Origin of the sequence: Roseomonas alba (assembly GCF_019430885.1) — a bacterium.
Taxonomy (GTDB): domain Bacteria; phylum Pseudomonadota; class Alphaproteobacteria; order Acetobacterales; family Acetobacteraceae; genus Neoroseomonas; species Neoroseomonas alba.
This window is the reverse complement of the sequence record NZ_JAHYBZ010000003.1, coordinates 267,495-286,026: the sequence shown is the minus strand read 5'-3', so window position 1 is coordinate 286,026 and position 18,532 is coordinate 267,495. Positions and strand designations below refer to the sequence as shown.

Genomic DNA, 18,532 nt, shown 5'->3' with positions numbered 1-18,532 from the left:
GTCTTCGCGTGCCCAGGAAGATGCATCTCGCTTTCAACCTCTCGACCACGCATATGAACGGGCGCTGGAACCTGCCCGGCGCCTGGGGCGATCGCACCTTCCCCGACGTCACGCTCTATGAGGACGTTGCCCGCATCGCGGAACGAGGCTGTCTGGACATGCTGTTCTCGGGCGACGGCACCGGCGTGCCGGACACCTGGAAAGGTTCACGCGACGATGCGGTGAAATGGGGCGTCTACTTCCCGCGCGTCGACATGAACCCGGTGATGGTCGCGATGTCGCGGGTGACGCAGCATATCGGCCTCGGCCTCACCTATTCGACGACCTTCATGCATCCCTACTACATGGCGCGGCTGATGAGCTCGCTCGACCATCTCACCAATGGCCGCATCGCGATGAACCTCGTCACCTCCACGCGCCGCTCGGATGCCGCGAATTTCGGCTTCGACCAGCTCATGGAACACAATCGCCGCTATGAGCGGATGGAGGAATTCGTCGCCGTCTGCCATGAGCTCTGGGACGCGACGGAGTCCGACGCGATGATCTGGGATCAGGAAACGGGCCAGGTCGCCGATCCGGCCAAGGTGCACGACGTCAGGTTCGAAGGTCGTTTCTTCAAGGTGGAAGGGCCGCTCAACACGCCGCCGGCGCCGCAGGGCCGTCCGGTGATCGTGCAGGCCGGGGGCTCGCCGCGCGGCGTGCAGGCTTCGGCAAGGATCGCCGACTATGTCTTCGGCGCCGACATGCCCCGCGCGCTCCAGGTGAAGCAGCGTGCCGCCCTCGACGCGGCCCTGATCGAATGCGGCCGGGATCCCGATGACGTCGGCGTGCTGTGGCAGACGCCGATTGCTGTGCGTGAAACGGCACGGGAGGCACAGGCTTATCGCGAGATGCTGCGGACCAGCCTGACGCCAGAGGGCGTTGCGGTATTCCTCTCCTATAGCGACGGCTACGATTTCTCGACCTTGCCGGCGCGCTTCAAGCTTGGCGAGCTCCGCGCCGAGATCGCCGCCACCAATGCGACGCCCAACGGACTCGTGCACAAGCTCGCCACCAAGCTCGGTGCCGATACCGAGGTCACGCGCGAGGAATTCTTCGAACAGGGCCTGCTCATCGCGACGCAGTACGATTTGACCGTGGCCGGGACGCCGGCCCAGGTGGCCGACCATCTGGAGGAAGCCTTCGAAGCGACCGGCAGTCGCGGCGGTTTCATGTTCGGCCAGGCGATCGCGGTGATGGCGGATATCAGCGCGGTGGTCGAACTGCTGGTGCCGGAGCTGCAGCGGCGTGGTCGGTTCCGCACCGAATACCGCGGCCGGACACTGCGCGAGAACCTGAGCGAAAAGTGAGTGCCTCAGGCCCGCCGGGCCGGCATTTGTTTCCCAAGCTGATGCGGGTCCATGATGCCGCGGACGATCCGGGCCAAGGACAGGCGCGGGCGATGGCCTTGGCGCGGCCGAGGCACGATCACTCCGCCGAGCCGCCTCCGCGGGGGCGCATGATCTTGAAAGAGGACCAGTGATGCTGATGGATGTGATGCCGGGCGTCTTCTCCCGGCGCGACCCGGCCGGCGAGCCTGCCCCGGTGCTGTTCGAGATCCCGCGCAGCGGTGCCGAATACCCGCGCGATTTCCGGTCCATCGCCTCGCTCACCGACTTGCAACGCTCGATCTCGATGTATGTCGAGGAGTGCTATGCCGGCGTGGTCGGGGCCGGCGCCACATGGCTCTACGCGCATTGCCCCAACGCCTGTATCGACCTGAATCGGCACGAGCTGGACATCGAGCCCAGCCAATTGGCCGGTGAGTGGCCCGAAATGCTGCGCCCTGGCCCGAAGACGAAGAGCGGCATCGGCCTGATCCCCACCATTTGCGCCGGCACCAAGCCGCTCTACGACGCGCCGCTGCCGGTGGCGGAGGTGCGCAAGCGCCTGGACCACTATTACTGGCCGTACCACAATGAGGTGACGCGTCTGTTGCAGGGCTTCCGCGCGAAGCACGGCGTGGCCTACCACCTGAGCTGCCATTCCATGCCGGCGATGCCCGCGGCCAATGCGCCCGATGCCGGTCAGCGCCGGTCTGATTTCGATCTGGGCGACCGCAACGGCAGCACCTGCGGTGCTGAATTGGTGGAGGTCGTGGCCGGCGTGCTGAAGGGCTTCGGCTATCGCGTCACCAGCAACACGCATTTCGTCGGCGCCGAATCGGTGCGCAAGCATGGCGCGCCGGATCTGGGCATTCACAGCCTGCAGATCGAGATGAACCGCAGCCTCTACATGGACGAGGAGGCGCGCACGCGCCGGCCGGAACTGGCCACGATCCGCACGCATCTCGCTGCCGTTGCGGCCCGGGTTGTCGATCTGGCGCAAGCCAGGCGGTGAGCACGAGGGTCGATCGCGGTCCCCCTCGACGCGATCGAAGACGGTTCTGAGCATGGCCCCACCGATCGGGCGCCATGCCCCCGCAAGGCGAAGGCATGGATGATGAAGGCGCGCTAGACGAAGCCCGGCCGGGTCGCGACATGGCCGGGCTTCGGTTGGCGCAAGCCTACGCCGACATGGTGTCCGGCGCGGCCGCTTCGCCCGGGCGGCCGGGCACGGCGCGGTCTTGGCGGCGCGACCATTCGCGAAAGGCCGGGTCGGCGCTCGTAGATCGCAACAATACGATCACGATCCCGATGCCGTGCCCGCCCTGTTGGCCCGTTGTGAGAGAGGCTGCGGCGGGATGTGATGCGCAATCCCGGGATTGTCAGCCAAGGACGCGACGCGCCCAGGCCCATTAGAAGCACGATGGGTCGGCGCAGTCTTCGCCGGGTGTGGCTCCGGGAAGCCGGGCGCGCCGATGTCGAGGGACCATCAAAGCGCTTGCTTCCGAGGTCATGTCCCGTGCATGTCCCAACCGGCCTGCCGCCCTTTCCGATCAGGCACCGATGACACCGGATACCGCCATGCTTCCTCGACCCCGCCGGCTTTCCTTCGTCTCGAGAAGGCGGCTCTGTCTGTCGTTGCTGCTCGGCGCAGCGATGCTGGCGGGTTGTGACGGGGATACGCCGCCTCCGCAGCCTGAAGTCCGCCCCGTCCGCGTGGTGACGGTCGAGCACAGCGCCGGTGGTGAGGTCGTCTCCCTGACCGGCACGGTGCAGGCTGAGACTGAGGTGAACCTCGCCTTCCGCATCGACGGCCGCCTCGTCGAACGCATGGTCAATGTCGGCGACGCCGTGCGCGCGGGCCAGGTCGTGGCGCGCCTGAATCCCGAGAATGAGGAGAACGGCCTACGCGCCGCGCGCGCCCAGCTCGCGGCGGCCCAGGCGCAGTTCACCGAGGCGGCCAACAACTACTGGCGCCAGTCCGAACTGCTGCGCGACGGCTGGACCACGCGCGTGCGCTACGATCAGGCCGCGCAAGCGCGGCAGACAGCGCAATCGGCGGTGGATGCGGCGCAGGCGCAGGTCGGCATCGCGGAAACGCGGCTCGGCTACACCGAGCTCGTCAGCGACGTGAATGGCCGCGTCACCGCCCGCGGCGCTGAGCCCGGCGAAGTGGTGCAGCCCGGCCGCATGATCATCCAGGTCGCGCGCGACGAGGGGCGCGATGCAGTGTTCGATGTGCCGCCGGCGCTGAAGGACCAGGCTCCCGCCAACCCGGTCATCGACGTGGTGCTCTCCTCCGATCCCTCGGTGCGCACGACGGGCCGGGTGCGGGAGGTCTCGCCGCGCGCCGATGCCGTGACCGGGACCTTCCAGGTGCGCGTCGGTCTTGCCGATCCGCCACCGGGGATGCGCCTCGGCGCGACGGTCACGGGACGGCTGACCCTGGGTTCGGCGGCCGGCTACGCGATCCCCGCCTCGGCGCTGACGCGGACCGACAATCAGCCGGCGGTCTGGGTGGTCGATCCGGCCAACCAGACGGTGGCGCTGCGCACGGTCGAACTGGTGCGCCATGATCCCGGCCATGTCGTGGTCGGCGCCGGCCTCGCGGCCGGCGACATCGTGGTGACAGCCGGGGTGCAGGCGTTGCGGCCCGGCCAGAAGGTGCGGCTGCTCGGCGGCGCGCGATGATCGGGCCGAATCTTTCGGAATGGGCGATCGGGCGGCGCTCGCTCGTCATCTATTTCATGATCGTCGCGCTGGTCGCGGGCGGCTTCGCCTTCTTCAAGCTCGGACGCAACGAGGATCCTGCCTTCACCTTCCGGACCATGATCGTCTCGGCCGTCTGGCCGGGCGCGACCATGGAGGAGACGCTGCAGCAGGTGACGGAACGGCTGGAGCGTACGCTTCAGGAGACGCCGAACCTCAACAACCTGCGCTCCTACACCGTGCCGGGGCAGACCACGATCTTCGTGGATCTGAAGGGATCGACGCCGGCCTCGGTGGTGCCGGACATGTGGTACCAGGTGCGTCGGCGCGTGGCCGACATGCGCCATACCCTGCCGCAGGGCGTCGTCGGCCCCTTCTTCAACGACGATTTCGGCGACACCTTCGGCATCATCTACGGCTTCACCGCCGACGGCTTCACCCAGCGTGAGCTGCGCGACTATGTCGAGGAAGCACGGTCGCGCCTGCTCCAGGTTCCTGACGTCTCGAAGGTCGAGATCCTGGGCGCGCAGGATGAGCGCATCTTCATCGAGTTCTCCTCCGAACGGCTCGCCGGCCTCGGCCTCGATCGCGCCGCGCTGATCGCGGCCCTGCAGGCGCAGAACCTCGTCCGCCCTGCTGGCCTGATGGAGAACGACCGGGAGCGCCTCGCCGTCCGCGTCTCCGGCGCCTTCCAGACGGAGCAGGACATCCGCGACGTCAACTTCTCCGTCGGCAACCGGATGTTCCGCCTGGGCGACATCGCCGAAGTCCGGCGCGGCACGGCCGATCCGCCGCAGCCGATGTTCCGCGTGGATGGCAAGCCGGCGATCGGCCTCGCGGTGGCGATGCGGGAGTCCGGCGACATCCTCGCCCTCGGCCGCAACATCAAGGCGGCGATGGACGAGATCCGCGCCACCCTGCCCATCGGCATCGAGCCCATCCTCGTCGCCGACCAGGCGGTGACGGTGGATGAGGCGATCACCGATTTCACCGACAGCCTGTGGCAGGCGATCCTGATCATCATGGCGGCGTCCTTCGTCGCACTCGGCATGCGCGCCGGGTCGGTGGTGGCGCTGTCCATCCCGCTGACGCTCGCCATCGTCTTCCCGCTGATGTCGGTCTTCGGCATCGACCTTCAGCGCATCTCGCTCGGCGCGCTGATCATCGCGCTGACGCTGCTGGTCGATGATGCGATGACCACCATCGACGCCATGATCCGGCGGCTGGCCGCGGGCGACAGCAAGGAAAGGGCGGCGACCTTTGCCTATTCCTCCCTGGCGTCCTCGATGCTGATCGGTACGCTGGTGACGATCGCGGGCTTCGTGCCGATCGGCTTCGCGCGGTCCTCAGCGGGCGAATATACCTTCTCGATCTTCGCGGTGGTGGGCATCGCGCTGATCGTGTCCTGGTTCGTGGCGGTGATCTTCGCCCCGCTGCTCGGCATGGCGATCCTGAAGGCGCCGCCGCCCGGGGCTTCGACGGAACCGCCCAAGCCTGGGGCGATCCTGCGCGGCTACACCGCCTTCCTGACGAAGGCGATGCGCTTCAAGTGGATCACCATCGGCTTCACCGTGGCGATGTTCGTCGTCGCGGTCGTCGCCATGCAGTTCGTGCCCCGGCAGTTCTTCCCCTCCTCCGACCGCACCGAATTGCTGGTCGAGGTCACGCTGCCGCAGAACTCCTCGATCTTCGCGAGCGAGGAGCTGGCGACGCGCCTCGACGCCGCCCTGGCGCAGGACCCGGATGTGGCGCGCTGGTCCACCTATGTCGGCCGCGGCGCCATCCGCTTCTACCTGCCGCTGAACGTGCAGCTCGCGCTGCCCTTCTTCACCCAGGCAGTGGTGGTGGCAAAAGACCTGCCGGGACGCGAGAGGCTGCACCGGCGGCTGGAAACCCTGCTGGCCGAGCAATTCCCCGCCGCCGTCTCGCGTGTCTATCCGCTCGAACTCGGCCCGCCGGTGGGCTGGCCTCTGCAATACCGTGTCAACGGGCCGGACATCGAACGGGTGCGCGCCATTGCGCAGGACGTGGCGAAGCTGCTGGCCGAAGCGCCCGGCGCCCGCCACGTGCATTTCGACTGGATGGAACCGGCCCGCCAGCTCCGCGTGAAGATCGACCAGGATGAGGCGCGGCGGCTCGGCCTGTCCTCGGCGCAGGTCGCCTCGGCGATCAATGCCTCGGTGACCGGGACGACGATCACGCAGCTCCGCGACGACATCTACCTGATCGACGTGGTGGCGCGGGCGACCTCGGATGAACGCCTGTCGCTCGATACGTTGCGCTCGCTGCAGGTGTCCTTGCCGGGCGGGCGGACGGTGCCGCTGTCGCAGCTCGCGACCTTCGAATACGGGCAGGAATACCCGCTGATCTGGCGGCGCAACCGCGTGCCTACCCTGACCGTGCGCGCGGACGTCAATCCGGGCGTGCTGCCGGATACCGTCGTCGCGGAGGTGCAGCCGCGCATCGATGCGCTGAACGCGACGCTCGAACGCCCCTATCGCGTGGATCTCGGCGGCATCGCCGAGGAAAGCGCGGACAGCCAGGCCTCGGTCATCGCGGTAGTTCCGATGATGCTGCTGCTGATGTTCACGCTGCTGATGTTCCAGCTCGGGTCGTTCCGGCGGCTGGGGCTGGTGCTGGCGCTGCTGCCGCTCGGCATCATCGGCGTGGTGCTCGCGTTGCTGGTGTTCCAGAGGCCACTGGGCTTCGTCGCCATTCTCGGCATCCTGTCGCTGCTCGGCATGATCGCGAAGAACGCCATCATCCTGATCATCCAGATCGAGACGGATCGTGAATCGGGCCTTGGCGTTCGGGATGCCGTGGTGGCCGCGGCGTCGTCGCGCCTCAGGCCGATGTTGTTGACGGCGGTTTCGACCGTGCTGGGCCTGATCCCGATCGCGCCCACGGTGTTCTGGGGACCGATGGCATTCGCCATCATGGGCGGGCTGATGGTCGCGACGCTGCTGACGCTGGTCTTCCTGCCGACGCTCTACGTCACCGTCTTCGACCGCAAGCCGGCGAAGGCGGTGACGCCGGCGGCGTGACATGGGCGGCGCGGGGCTGATCCGCTTCGGGCTGCTCCTGCTGCTGTGGATCGCGATCGCCGGGGCGGGGCCGCCAACGCTGCCCGTTGGCATGGTGGCCGCCGCACTCGGTGCCTGGGTCAGTCTTGCGCTGTTGCCGCCTGTCGGCCGGCGGACACGCCCGGTCGAGTGCGCGGCGCTGGTGCTGCGCTTTCCGGTACAGGCGCTGCGCGCCGGGATCGAGGTGGCACGGCTCGCGCTCGATCCACGCCGGCGGCCTGCCCCGGCGACCATCGCCTGGACGCCGCGCCTGCCACCGGGGCCGGCGCGCGATGCCTTCCTGGCCTATGCCAGCCTGCTGCCGGGGACCTTGCCCGCCGGAGAAATGGCGGACGGCGCCATCGCCATCCATGCCCTGGACGGCAGCGCCGGCGTCGCCGCTGCCATGACGGCGGAGGAGGCGCGCTTCGCCCGCGCCTTCGGCCTCGATGACTGAGTTCCTGTTGGCCGCGGCTCTGCTGGTGCTCGTCACCGTGCTGGGAGGGCTGGTGCGGGTGCTGCGTGGACCGGCCGATGCCGACCGGATCATGGCGGCGCAGCTTCTCGGCACGGGCGGCATCGCGGCGCTGCTGCTCGCGGGCGTGGCGATGGCGGCGCCGGCACTGTTCGACCTGGCACTGATCCTGGCGGTGCTGGCGGCCTTTGCCTCGGTCGCCATGGCGCGCCTGGCGCCCGGCGACGATCCACGGGAGCCGGGGCCATGAGCCTATTGGCCGACGGCGTCACCATTCTTTGCGTCCTCGCGGGCCTTGTCTTCTTCGCGGCCGGCACGGTCGGGCTGTTGCGCTTTCCCGATACGGCCAGCCGACTGCATGCGCTGACCAAGGCGGATCACCTCGGTCTCGGGCTGGTGGTGCTCGGGTTGCTGCCGCAGATGGACAGCCTGGCCGGCATCCTGCGCCTGCTCGCCTTCTGGGCGCTCGTGCTGCTGGCGAGTGCCGCGACCGGCCCGATGATCGCGCGCCTGCTCCGCCGGCAAGGAGGAATCACGTGATCCCGGCGCTCGCGGCGGATGGCCTGCTGGCGGCCGGTATCCTCGCCCTGGCGCTGGGCTGCGTGGCGACCCGGCGGGCTTTCGCCTCCGCGGCGCTGTTCATCGCCTATGGGCTGTTGCTCGCTCTGGCCTGGGCGCGGCTCGACGCGCCGGATGTTGCCTTGACCGAGGCCTCGATCGGCGCCGGACTGTCCGGCGTGCTGCTGCTGGGCGGCGTGCGGCGCCTCGAGGGCCTCGCCGAGCCCTCGCCGGATGCTGAGACCGGACCGCTGCTGACGATCCTCATCGGTATCGGCTGCGCGGCGTTGACGGTCGCGATCGGCGCCGCGGTGCTGCTGCTGCCGGACCCCACGCCGAGCCTCGCGCCACAGGTCGCCGCCAATCTCGCGACGACCGATCTCGGCAACCCGGTCACCGCCGTCCTGATGTCCTTCCGCGCGCTCGACACGCTGCTGGAATCCGCAGTCGTGCTGTTGGCCGTGGTCTGCGTCTGGGCCCTGACACCCGAAGGGGGCTGGGGCGGGGTGGCCGGGCTGCGCCAGCCGGTCGTGCGGGATGGGCCGCTCGCGCTGCTGGCGCGGGTCCTGCCGCCGCTCGGCATCGTCATCGCCATCCATATCCTCTGGGTCGGCGCCGATGCGCCAGGGGGGAAGTTCCAGGCGGCGGCGGTTCTCGCGGCGATGTGGCTGATGCCCTGGATGGCGGGCCTCGCGCCCGCACCGCGCATCGATGCGCGCTGGCTGCGCTTGGTCCTGGCGGCCGGTCCCGCGCTGTTCATCCTGATCGGCCTCGGCGGCGCGCTGGCCGAGGGCGCCTTCCTCGCCTACCCGCCGGGCTGGGCGAAGCCGCTGATCCTGGCGATCGAGATCGTGCTCACCGCCTCAATCGCCGTGGCGCTGGCGCTGCTCGTCATGGGACCACCGGAGCCGCCGCGATGACCGGCACGATCTTCGGCCTCGTCGGCGCCGCCCTGATCGGCATCGGTCTGTTCGGCATGCTGGTGCGGCGGGACGCGCTGCTGCGCATTCTGTCCTTCAACCTGCTCGGCGGCGGCGTCTTTCTTGTCTTTGGCGCGGTGGCCCGGCGCGGCGCGGGCGCCGGTTTCGGCGGCGATCCCGTGCCGCAGGCGATCATCCTGACGGGCATCGTCGTCGCCTTTGCCGCGACGACGCTCGCGGTGGCGCTGGTGCTGCGCCTCGCCGCCGCGAAGGACCGCGCCTGATGGCGTGGGACATGCTGCCGATGCTGGCGGTGATGCTGCCGGTGCTGGCCATGGTTGCGGCGGTGCCACTCGGCGCGCGCGGGGCGGAGCGTTTGACGCTGGCCTATGCGCCCGTCGGCCTCGCGCTCGCGATCGGTATCATGCTGGTGGTGCAGCTTGGTGGCGTGCCGATCCGACAGGAACTGGGGCATTGGGCACCGCCGCTCGGCATCGCCTTCCGCGCCGATGGGCTGGCCGCGGCGATGCTGCTGACCGCGGCACTCATCATCGGCGCCATCGCCATCTTCGCCCGCGCCGATTTCGGCACGGCGGCTGGTGCAGCCGAGCGCCGGCAGGCCTTCGCCTTCTGGCCCCTGCTGCTGGGGCTGTGGGCGGCGATCAACCTGGCGGTGGTCGCGAACGACCTCTTCACGCTCTATGTCGCGCTGGAGCTGCTGACCTTTGCCGCCATGCCGCTGGTCTGCCTCGATGGCAGCCGCGCGACGCTGCAGGCGGCGCTGCGCTACCTGATGTTCGCGCTGCTGGGATCAGTGCTGTATCTGCTCGGCGTCGCGCTGATCTATGGCAGCGCGGGCACGCTCGACATCGTGCTGCTGGCGCAGCGGGTGCGGGGCGACATCCCGGTCATGATCGCCATCGCGGTGATGACGGCCGGGCTGCTCGCCAAGACGGCGCTGCTGCCGCTGCATCTCTGGCTGCCACCCGCCCATGCCGGCGCGCCCGCGGCAGCGAGCGCCGTGCTCTCGGCCCTGGTGGTGAAGGGCTCCTTCGTCCTCGTGCTGCGCCTGTGGTTCGGCGTCATGGCCCGCGTGCCGATGCCGGATGCGGCGCAGATCCTGGCGGGGCTCGGCGCGGCGGCGATCCTGCTGGGGTCCGTCGCGGCGCTGGGGCAGGCGCGGCTGAAGCTGCTCGTCGCCTATTCGACCGTTGCGCAGATCGGCTACCTCTTTCTGATGTTCCCACTCCTTGCCGCGAGTGCGGGGGAGGTTGCGGCCAAGGCCTGGACCGGCGGTGTGGTGCAGGCGGTCTCGCACGCCTTCGCCAAGGCGGCGATGTTCCTCGCGGCGGGGATCATGGCGGCGCGTTTCGGGCATGACCGCATCGCCGATCTCAGCGGCGCGGGTCGGGCCATGCCGGTCACGCTGCTGACCTTCGCCCTGGCCGGCCTGTCGCTGATGGGCGTGCCGCCCTCGGGCGGTTTCGCGGCGAAGTGGTTGCTGCTGAGTGCGGCGATCGGCGCGGGGCAATGGTGGTGGGCGTTGGTGATCCTGGGCGGTGGTCTGCTCACCGGCGGCTATGTCTATCGTGTGCTCGCGATGGGGCTGCGCGCCGGCGACCCGGCGCCGGAGCCCGCTCCGGTGGCGTGGCAGCGGGACGGCATCGCGCTGGCGCTTGCGCTGGTGTCGGTGGTGCTCGGCTTCCTACCGCTCGCCGCCTTCGGGCTGGTGCAGATCGGCCGGCTGGATGTGTCGCCGTGACCGCCCTCCTGCTCATCGCGACGCCGCTCACGCCGCTCGTTTTCCTGATCGCCGTGACCATGCCTCGGCTGCGCGCGCGGGCCCTTGGCCTGCTGTGGCTGGCGCCGCTGCCGGGGCTGGCCTGCGCGCTGACCGCGGCCGGCGCAGATCCCTTCATCGTCTATGCGCGGGTGCGGCTGACACTGGTGCTCGACCTGCCCTCGGCCTTGCTGCTGGGCGGCGCGGCGCTGCTGTGGAGCGCCGCCTCGGTCTATGTGCGCAGCTACATCGCGCGTGACGCGCAGCCACGCTTTGCCGCCTGGTGGTTGGCGACCATGGCGGGCAGCCTCGGCGTCTTCGTCGCGGGAGATCTCGTCAGCTTCTATTTCGTCTTCGCCCTGGCGAGCCTGCCGGCCTGGGGCCTCGTCATCCACGACCGCACACCGCGCGCCTGGTCCGCCGGCGCCAGCTACATCCTGCTGACCGTGATCGGGGAGGCCGCCCTGCTGGCCGGCTTCGCCCTGCTCGCGGCCTTCACGCCGGGCGACAGCCTCGCCATGGCTGATGTGCTGCCGGCCCTGGCAACGGCGCGGCTGCGCGACCTCGCCATCGCCTTCCTCGTCATCGGATTCGGGTTGAAGGCGGGCCTCGTCCCGCTGCATGTCTGGCTGCCGATCGCCCATCCGGCGGCTCCCATGCCGGCCTCCGCCGTGCTGAGCGGCGCCATCATCAAGGCTGGCATCATCGGCCTGATCCGCTTCCTGCCGCTGGAGGTCACACCCGCCGGCTGGGGCGAGGCCCTGGCCGTCATAGGCTTCGTCACCGCCTTCTGGGGCGTGGCGATGGGCATCACCCAGCGCAACCCGAAGACGGTGCTCGCCTATTCCTCGGTCAGCCAGATGGGCGTGGTCGCGGCGGCGATCGGCATGGGACTGGCAGCGGGCATCGGCACGACGCCGGTCTCCGCGGCCTTCTATGCCCTGCACCACATCCTGGCGAAGGGCGCGCTGTTCCTCGCGGTCGGTGTCGCGGCAAGCATCGGCGGCCGCGCGCGCTGGTGGGTGCTGGGGCCGGCGATCCTGCTCGCCATGGGTTTCGGCGGCTTGCCGTTCACCGGCGGGTGGCTGGCCAAGGAAGCGGTGAAGGGCGAACTGGGCGAGGGGCTGGCCGGGGCGCTCTCCGTGCTGTCGGCCGCCGGTTCGACGCTGCTGATGCTCCATTTCGTCCGGCGCCTGTCCTTGGGCTGGGCCGACGACGCATCGTCCCGGCCGCCGATCGGGATGCTCCTGCCCTGGCTGGCGCTGGCGACGGCGGCGCTGATCCTGCCCTGGCTGCTGTTCCCCTTCGCCGGAGGCAACCTGTCCGCGGTCCTGACGCCCGACGCGCTGAACAAGGCCACGCGGCCGGTTGTGGTCGGGCTATTGCTGACCGTCGCCCTGCTGCGGTGGGGGGAACGCCTGCCCGAGGTGCCGGGCGGTGACATCATCCACCCGGCGCGGCGCCTGCTGGCCGGCGCGGCGCCGCTCGGCGGCCTCCTCGCGCGCGCCGAGGCGCTGCTGCGCCTCTGGCCCGTCGCCGGCCTCGCGCTGTTGCTCCTGACGTTCGCGCTCGCCTTCGCCATGCTGGGGGCATGATCCGGTTCCTGCGCATCGGCGCGTTCATCCTGCTCGGCCTCTGCGTGCTGGGTGGGGCCGGCATTGTCGCGTTGCAGGTCGCGATCTCCCGCGGCGCATTCACCGCGCAGCTCGACCGCGCGCTGGAAAACGCCACCGGGCGGCGCATCACCTATGGCGCGATCGGCGTGCGCTTCGGCTTGCGCCCGCGCATCGCGCTGTCCAACACCGCCATCGCGAACATCCCCGGCGGGTCGCAGCCGGATTTTGCGCGCATCGGGCGGTTCGAAGTGACGCTTGCCCTCGTGCCTCTCATCGCCGGCCGGGTCGAGATCGACAGCCTGTTCCTCTCCGATGCCCAGATCATTCTTGAGCGTGATGCGGAGGGCCGTGGCAACTGGGTCTTCGCCGCAGGTCGGGAGGCGTCCTCCTCCGGCGGCGGCGTCAGCATCGCATCGGTGGAGATCGAATCCTCGCGCATCCTCCTGCCCGGCAGTCCCGTCGGCGCGATCGACATCGACACGTTGCACATCGCACGCGACACGCCCGAGGATCCTCTGGAACTTGATGGCCGCATCCGCCTGGATGGCGAGGCGCTGACCATCGCCGCCCGGCTGGGGCGGGAAGCGGACGGTGCCCTGCCGCTGGAGGCGGCCGTCTCCGGCGATGGCCTGCATGCGCGCGCCAAGGGGCGCTGGCCGCACGGCATGGACACGGCCGGCTGGTCCCTGGACCTGGATGCCGAGGTCGACAGCGCGGCCGTGCCACGCCTTGCCGCCCGCTTCGACCGCACGCTGCCGCCGCTGGGTTCGCTCAGCCTCTCGGCGCGGCTTGGTCCGGGCTCGCCCTGGCCGGCAATGTCCGACCTGACCTTGCGTGTCGGCGCGACCGATCTCGCCGCGCTGCTGCCGGGACTGCGGATCGCCCGCGCGGAACTGCGCGCCGAATCCTTCGAGGCGCCCGCGACGATCTCGGCGCAGGGTTGGCGCGGCACGGCCGATCTCGGCCTGCACGCAACGCTGCCGCCGCTGCGCCGGATCATGGAGGAGGAAACGCTGCCGATCGAGGCGACCCTGACCTCCGGCCGAGCGCGGCTGGACCTGTCCGGGCCGGTGCAGCGCGACTTCGATCTGTCCGGGACAACATTCGAGGCGAGGCTGACGACACCCGATCTCGCGCTGCTCGGTCCGGTGCCGGGTGTCGCGCTGCCTCGGATGACCGGCGTGACGGCGAATGCGCGGCTTCGCGGCCTGTTCACCCGGACGATGCAGTTCGACGGGCTGGCCATCACGGCAAATGCGCTGGAGGCGAGCGGCGATGTCCGCCTGACGCTGGCCGCGCGGCCGTCGCTGACCGGGCAGGTCTCGGCGCGGCGCCTCGACCTCGATGCGCTGGGTGGCGGGGCAGGGGCGAGCACGGTGCGGCGCGGCGCGGCGACGCGCGTCATCCCCGACCTGCCCCTGCCGGTCGCGATGTTGCGGGAGATGGATGCGTCGCTCCGTGTCGCTGCAACACAGCTCGTCGCGGGTGGGACGACCTGGCGTGACGTCAGCGGCACGGTGGCGCTCGCCAATGGTCGGCTGACGGTCGATCCCTTCGCGGTCACCACGCCGGGTGGCCCGGTGGGCGGGCGCCTGCAGATCGATGCGTCAGGTGCTGTGCCGCGTGTTGCGCTGCGTCTCGACAGCCGGGGGCGCGGGTTGGATATGGCGGCGCTGCGCCGCGCCTTCGGCGTGCCGGCCGGCTTCCAGGGTGTGGCCGAGCTGGCCTTGGATCTGCACGGTCAGGGCGCGACGACGCGCGCGCTGGCGGCGACGCTGTCCGGCGAGGCCGGGATTGCCATGGTCGGCGGCCGTTTTACCGGCGCGACGGCGCTGCGTATCGGACCCGATCTGATCCGCGCGCTGCTGCCACGCGGGACCCCATCGGGTGGGCTGGCACTGCGCTGCCTCGCCGTGCGGCTTTCCGCCGAGAACGGCGTGGCGAGCAGCCAGGCCCTGCTGATGGAAGGCGAGTTCGGCCGCATCGATGGCAGCCTGGCGCTGAATTTGCGCGACGAGACCATCGCCGCGCGGCTGCTGCCGGATGTCCGTCTGATGGGCGTTACGGTCCGCGCACCGGTGACGATCGGCGGCACGCTGGCGGAGCCACGCATCGGCGTGGAGCCCGGCGCCGCGCTCGCGCATGTCATCGGCGACACGGTGGCGAACCGGCTCTGGCGCAGCAGCACGGTCGAATTCCTGCGCGGCGCCACCGGCAGCACCCCGCCCGGGGGCGATTGCGGGCCGGCGCTGACCCTGGCACGGCTGGGCCGTGCCGGGACCATGCCGGAGGCTGCCGCGACGCCCATCCCCCTCGTGCCGCGGGAGATCCAGGGCACGGCGCAGGAGGTGGTGCGGGGGATCGGCGGGCTGCTCGGTGGCCGGCGGCGCTGAGGCGCCGGTCAGAACTGGAAGGACAGGCTGATCGACCCGAACTGCGCGGATTCCTGCTGCGTCTGGAATTCCCGCGTGCGCGCGGCATAGGACAAGGTCAGGCGCGCGAAGGGCATGAAGAAGGCGAAGCCGGCGCTGGCCTCGCCGACCAGGTTCTCCTTCTCCACGCTGCGGCTGTCGCGCCAGGTGTTGCCATCCAGGAAGATGTCATGCGCCACGGCGCGGACGTCGAAGCCGGCGAAGACATACCAGCCCCAGCGCCGATCGGCGTCGTAGAAGGCCGATCCGGTGACCGAGGGCCGCATGCGCGGCGGCCCGAAATCGGCCGTCAGGTCGTTGCCCGCCCTGACCATCAGCCCGGCCGAGGCATAGGTCTGCACATTGCCGACGCTTGCGGTCAGGCTCGGCACGAAGCCGATGGCGACGTCGTCCCACACCGGCTCGCTGTTGTAGCGCCATTGCCGGGTGAGGATGAGGTTCACCCCCGGTTCGTCCTTGAGCTGGTAGTTCCAGCCATAGGCGCGGTCGATGTTGAGGAAGTCGTGGACGTTGTTCTGCGTCTGCTCCCCGAGCGCGCTGGGTCCCACCACGCCGAGCTGCAACTCGATGCTGCCGTAGGAGGTCGGGGAGGTGGAGGAGATGTTGAAGGCGCCGTAGAGCCAGCCCGCATAGGGCCGGTCGGTCGGGTCGGGGTTGCGCAGCAGCGTATCGTCCGGGGTGAAGATGTTCTGCCCGAAGGCGACACCCCATCGCGGCGCGCCGCCATCGGGGAACACCAGCGCCGAGCCATCGGTCAGGAACCCCGCCCAGGACGGGGCCGTGAAGGGTGTCGACCGCCAGGCCGCCTGGAAGCCGCTGGTGTAGTAGCGGTCCGTGCCCGCGAGCAGGTCGTTCTCATAGGTGAAGGTGAAGGTGCCGTACTGCGGCGGGGGTATGACGTCCTGGGCCCGCGCCGGGATGGTCGAAAGGGCGAGGGCAAGTCCCGTCGTCGCGATGAGACAGGCATGGCGGCGCATGCGTCGGGTGATCCTTCGGGAGTGGCAGGCCTGGGTCATTGGTAGGGTGTGAAGGCGGCCGCCGGGCTGCCGTTCCCGCGCAGCGCGAGGCCCAGCAGCAGGCGCGCCTTCGGTCCCGACAACATGCCGGCGGGGATCGCGCCGCGGCGGATCAGGTCGATCTCGCCGCCGGCATAGCCATAGGTCTCGGTGAAGACAGGGCCCGTCACGCAGCGCGACGCCAGCACCACCGGCATCCGGGCGGCGAGCGCGCCAACCGCCTCGGCGGCGTCGGCCGGCACGTGGCCCGCGCCCATGCCCTCGATCACCGCGCCTTCGTAGCCCAGGCCTGGCAGCGCGCCGAGCAGCCGGCCGTCATCGCCCATCGCCCAGCGGACCAGTGCGACGGGCCGCGGCGGCGCGTCCTCCGGCGGCAGGATCGGATTGCGCGCGACCCGGGCGAAGAGGCGCACCCGGTCCTCCGCGACGATGCCGAGCGGGCCGGCGAGCGGTGATTGGAAGGCCGAGGGCAGGGCGGTATGCGTCTTTTGCACGAAGCGCGCGGCATGGATCTGGTCGTTGAGCACGGCGAGGGCGCCGAGCCCGCGCGCCTCCGCGCTTGCGGCGACACGCGAGGCGGCGAGCAAATTCGCAGGCCCGTCCGCGCCAGGCGCGGCCGCGCCGCGCATCGCGCCGGTCACCACCACCGGCTTGTCGCCGGCGACCAGCAGGTCGAGCAGGAAGGCCGATTCCTCAATGGTGTCGGTGCCTTGGATGACGACCGCGCCATCCGCCCCGGCGGCGAAGGCCGCAGCGATGCGCACGGCTACGGCGACGAGATGGTCGGGCGTCAGCGATGGGCTCGGCAGCCGTTCCGGGCTGTCGGCCTCGATCTCCGCGACCTCGGCGAGGGCCGGCACCGAGGCCACGAGCTCCGCCGCGCCGAGCTTCGGGGCGATGCCTCCTTCGGCGGACGGCACCATGGTGATGGTGCCGCCGAGGGACAGGAGGAGAAGCCGCTTGCGCGTCATGCCTTCCTTTCACGCGGCTGGATGCCGTCGGGAATCTCGCCGGGCTTGTAGCCGGGCAGGCGGCTTGCCGGAACGATGGCGAGGGCCGCCACCAGCGCCATGATCAGCAGCCCGATCTTGAGGGCGCGAAGCCGCGCCTCGGTGTTCACGCGCACCGCTTCGGCGACCTGTTCGGGTGCCGCGCCGGTGCGGGCCATGATGTCGTTCAGCCGGTCGTTGCTGACGAAATTGATGCTGTCGAGATCGATCTGCGACACGATGGCGACCGGAAGCTGCGGGTTGTCCGCGATGCGGTACAGGATGCCGGCCGACAGAAGCCCGACGAGCAGCGCACCCGAGACCGCCGTGCCGACACCGGCCGCGAGATTCTGCGTCGTCCCGCGCAGCGACCCGACATCCCCCGCGAGTTCCTTCGGAGCGGCGGTGACCAGCACGTTGAACACCAGGGTCACCAGCGCGCCCTGGCCGATGCCGAAGGTGATCAGCCCGAACATCACCGGGATGGCGGACCAGTCGTTACGCACCACCCAGGCGAGCCACAGCAAGCCAACGATGCACAGCAGGAAACCACCCTGCGCGATGCGCCGTGGCGGGACCTTGTCGTACAGCTTCACCACCAGCATGGCGGTGAAGAAGACCGTCAGGTTGAAAGGCATCATGGCGATCGCCGTCTCGATCGGCGTGCGCCCCTGCACGATCTGGATGTAGAGCGGCACGGTGAAGTTCAGCATGGCCTCGAGCCCGACCACGGTGAACATCGCATAGACCGCCGCGCGTTCCTCGCCCGAGGTGATGACGCGCAGGTCGAGCAGCGGCGTGCCGCCCCGTTCCGCCACGCGCCGGCACCAGACGATGAAGGATTGCAGCAGGATGGCGCCGATGACGATCATGATGGGCGCGGGCGACATGCCGAAGATGTCGAAGGGCGCGCCGGGCCGCGCGACGCCGAGGCCCCAGCGGTTCAAATTGTTGAAGCCGAAGACGATCATGACGATGGCGATGGCGGCGAGCATCACGCCGACCAGGTCGATCTTCACTTCGGGCCGCGAGTCCTCGGGCTTCAGCTTGAAGGACAGGAGGAAGACCGCGGCCGAGGCCACCACCAGGATGCCGAAGACCGGCCGCCAGCCGATGAAGGTGCCGAGCATGCCGCCGATCAGGAAGGCCAGCACGCCGGCCGCCGCGCGGGCCGATCCCAGCGCGCCCACCGCCGTCGCCTGCTGCTGGCCACGATAGTGATGCGCGATCAGCGCCACCAGCGCCGGCACGATCACCGCCGCGGCCAGGCCGGCGAGGAGCTGTGCGCTCAGCATCACGATCGCCGCCGGTGCGATGACCATCAGCACCTGCGCGATGGCGAAGATTCCGATCACGACGCGGAACACCGAGGTCGAGCCGAAGCGCTGCACCAGCTTCGCGCCCAGCATGACGAAGCCCGCCACGGCCAGCGAATACATCACGATGCCGGTGGCGACGGTGGTCGGCGGCACGCCGAAGCTCGCCACCATGCCGGCGAGCGAGACCGGCAGGGCCGCGACGTTGAAGGACATCAGCATCTGGCCGAGTGCGATGGCGATCATCGGCACCCAGGATTCCCGCATTTCGGTGGCGCTGCTGCTCATGACGGTG

Annotated in this window: 15 protein-coding genes; 12 read left to right on the top strand and 3 right to left on the bottom strand. The window is 70.0% G+C overall.

The genetic code is table 11. The features are described 5' to 3' along the window. The first annotated feature begins 8 nt into the window (after window positions 1–8). From KPL78_RS10070 to KPL78_RS10015, 12 genes are all read left to right on the top strand, one after another. Window positions 9–1,349, top strand: coding sequence for an NtaA/DmoA family FMN-dependent monooxygenase (locus tag KPL78_RS10070; protein WP_219762811.1), 1,341 nt, complete (start codon window positions 9–11; stop codon window positions 1,347–1,349). Window positions 1,350–1,521: 172 nt separating this feature from the next. Next, window positions 1,522–2,379, top strand: coding sequence for an N-formylglutamate amidohydrolase (locus KPL78_RS10065; protein WP_219762810.1), 858 nt, complete (start codon window positions 1,522–1,524; stop codon window positions 2,377–2,379). A 566-nt stretch (window positions 2,380–2,945) separates the two neighbouring features. Further along, window positions 2,946–4,055, top strand: coding sequence for an efflux RND transporter periplasmic adaptor subunit (locus tag KPL78_RS10060; protein WP_219762809.1), 1,110 nt, complete (start codon window positions 2,946–2,948; stop codon window positions 4,053–4,055). Then, window positions 4,052–7,117, top strand: coding sequence for an efflux RND transporter permease subunit (locus KPL78_RS10055; protein WP_219762808.1), 3,066 nt, complete (start codon window positions 4,052–4,054; stop codon window positions 7,115–7,117). The genes KPL78_RS10060 and KPL78_RS10055 overlap by 4 nt, the downstream gene beginning before the upstream one ends. 1 nt (window position 7,118) lies before the next feature. Beyond that, a complete protein-coding gene (locus KPL78_RS10050) occupies window positions 7,119–7,592 on the top strand; it encodes a Na+/H+ antiporter subunit E (protein ID WP_219762807.1) in 474 nt (157 codons plus the stop codon). Next, entirely contained in the window at window positions 7,585–7,860 is a 276-nt protein-coding gene (locus KPL78_RS10045; protein ID WP_219762806.1) for an MrpF/PhaF family protein, read from the top strand. Before KPL78_RS10050 ends, KPL78_RS10045 begins: the two co-directional genes overlap by 8 nt. Continuing rightward, window positions 7,857–8,150, top strand: coding sequence for a monovalent cation/H(+) antiporter subunit G (locus KPL78_RS10040; RefSeq protein WP_219762805.1), 294 nt, complete (start codon window positions 7,857–7,859; stop codon window positions 8,148–8,150). The genes KPL78_RS10045 and KPL78_RS10040 overlap by 4 nt, the downstream gene beginning before the upstream one ends. Beyond that, window positions 8,147–9,088 (top strand): hydrogenase subunit MbhD domain-containing protein, encoded by a 942-nt coding sequence (locus tag KPL78_RS10035; RefSeq protein WP_219762804.1) that lies wholly within the window; start codon window positions 8,147–8,149, stop codon window positions 9,086–9,088. Before KPL78_RS10040 ends, KPL78_RS10035 begins: the two co-directional genes overlap by 4 nt. Further along, window positions 9,085–9,372, top strand: a complete 288-nt coding sequence (locus KPL78_RS10030) for an NADH-quinone oxidoreductase subunit K (RefSeq protein ID WP_219762803.1) — start codon at window positions 9,085–9,087, stop codon at window positions 9,370–9,372. The genes KPL78_RS10035 and KPL78_RS10030 overlap by 4 nt, the downstream gene beginning before the upstream one ends. Next, window positions 9,372–10,850 (top strand): complex I subunit 5 family protein, encoded by a 1,479-nt coding sequence (locus KPL78_RS10025; protein WP_219762802.1) that lies wholly within the window; start codon window positions 9,372–9,374, stop codon window positions 10,848–10,850. Before KPL78_RS10030 ends, KPL78_RS10025 begins: the two co-directional genes overlap by 1 nt. Further along, on the top strand, window positions 10,847–12,463 hold the full coding sequence (locus KPL78_RS10020; RefSeq protein WP_219762801.1) for a complex I subunit 5 family protein: 1,617 nt from the start codon (window positions 10,847–10,849) through the stop codon (window positions 12,461–12,463). The genes KPL78_RS10025 and KPL78_RS10020 overlap by 4 nt, the downstream gene beginning before the upstream one ends. After that, a complete protein-coding gene (locus KPL78_RS10015; protein ID WP_219762800.1) occupies window positions 12,460–14,877 on the top strand; it encodes an AsmA family protein in 2,418 nt (805 codons plus the stop codon). Before KPL78_RS10020 ends, KPL78_RS10015 begins: the two co-directional genes overlap by 4 nt. An 8-nt stretch (window positions 14,878–14,885) precedes the next feature. Here the strand turns inward: KPL78_RS10015 and KPL78_RS10010 are convergent, their stop codons facing one another. The 3 genes from KPL78_RS10010 to KPL78_RS10000 are packed head-to-tail and all read right to left on the bottom strand — an operon-like array spanning window position 14,886 to window position 18,525. Further along, on the bottom strand, window positions 14,886–15,893 hold the full coding sequence (locus KPL78_RS10010; protein WP_219762799.1) for a lipid A deacylase LpxR family protein: 1,008 nt from the start codon (window positions 15,891–15,893) through the stop codon (window positions 14,886–14,888). A 35-nt stretch (window positions 15,894–15,928) separates the two neighbouring features. Next, entirely contained in the window at window positions 15,929–16,903 is a 975-nt protein-coding gene (locus tag KPL78_RS10005) for an asparaginase (protein ID WP_219762798.1), read from the bottom strand. Further along, on the bottom strand, window positions 16,900–18,525 hold the full coding sequence (locus tag KPL78_RS10000; protein ID WP_255568829.1) for an MFS transporter: 1,626 nt from the start codon (window positions 18,523–18,525) through the stop codon (window positions 16,900–16,902). Before KPL78_RS10000 ends, KPL78_RS10005 begins: the two co-directional genes overlap by 4 nt. Between the last annotated feature and the right edge of the window lie 7 nt (window positions 18,526–18,532).

What these genes read in the sequence shown, in the direction of transcription:
- KPL78_RS10040 (WP_219762805.1), top strand. Translation starts at nt 7,857, where the DNA reads ATGAGCCTATTGGCCGACGGCGTCACCATTCTTTGCGTCCTCGCGGGC.
- KPL78_RS10065 (WP_219762810.1), top strand. Translation starts at nt 1,522, where the DNA reads ATGCTGATGGATGTGATGCCGGGCGTCTTCTCCCGGCGCGACCCGGCC.
- KPL78_RS10030 (WP_219762803.1), top strand. Translation starts at nt 9,085, where the DNA reads ATGACCGGCACGATCTTCGGCCTCGTCGGCGCCGCCCTGATCGGCATC.
- KPL78_RS10025 (WP_219762802.1), top strand. Translation starts at nt 9,372, where the DNA reads ATGGCGTGGGACATGCTGCCGATGCTGGCGGTGATGCTGCCGGTGCTG.
- KPL78_RS10015 (WP_219762800.1), top strand. Translation starts at nt 12,460, where the DNA reads ATGATCCGGTTCCTGCGCATCGGCGCGTTCATCCTGCTCGGCCTCTGC.
- KPL78_RS10010 (WP_219762799.1), bottom strand. Translation starts at nt 15,893, where the DNA reads ATGCGCCGCCATGCCTGTCTCATCGCGACGACGGGACTTGCCCTCGCC.
- KPL78_RS10005 (WP_219762798.1), bottom strand. Translation starts at nt 16,903, where the DNA reads ATGACGCGCAAGCGGCTTCTCCTCCTGTCCCTCGGCGGCACCATCACC.
- KPL78_RS10050 (WP_219762807.1), top strand. Translation starts at nt 7,119, where the DNA reads ATGGGCGGCGCGGGGCTGATCCGCTTCGGGCTGCTCCTGCTGCTGTGG.
- KPL78_RS10000 (WP_255568829.1), bottom strand. Translation starts at nt 18,525, where the DNA reads ATGAGCAGCAGCGCCACCGAAATGCGGGAATCCTGGGTGCCGATGATC.
- KPL78_RS10045 (WP_219762806.1), top strand. Translation starts at nt 7,585, where the DNA reads ATGACTGAGTTCCTGTTGGCCGCGGCTCTGCTGGTGCTCGTCACCGTG.
- KPL78_RS10055 (WP_219762808.1), top strand. Translation starts at nt 4,052, where the DNA reads ATGATCGGGCCGAATCTTTCGGAATGGGCGATCGGGCGGCGCTCGCTC.
- KPL78_RS10060 (WP_219762809.1), top strand. Translation starts at nt 2,946, where the DNA reads ATGCTTCCTCGACCCCGCCGGCTTTCCTTCGTCTCGAGAAGGCGGCTC.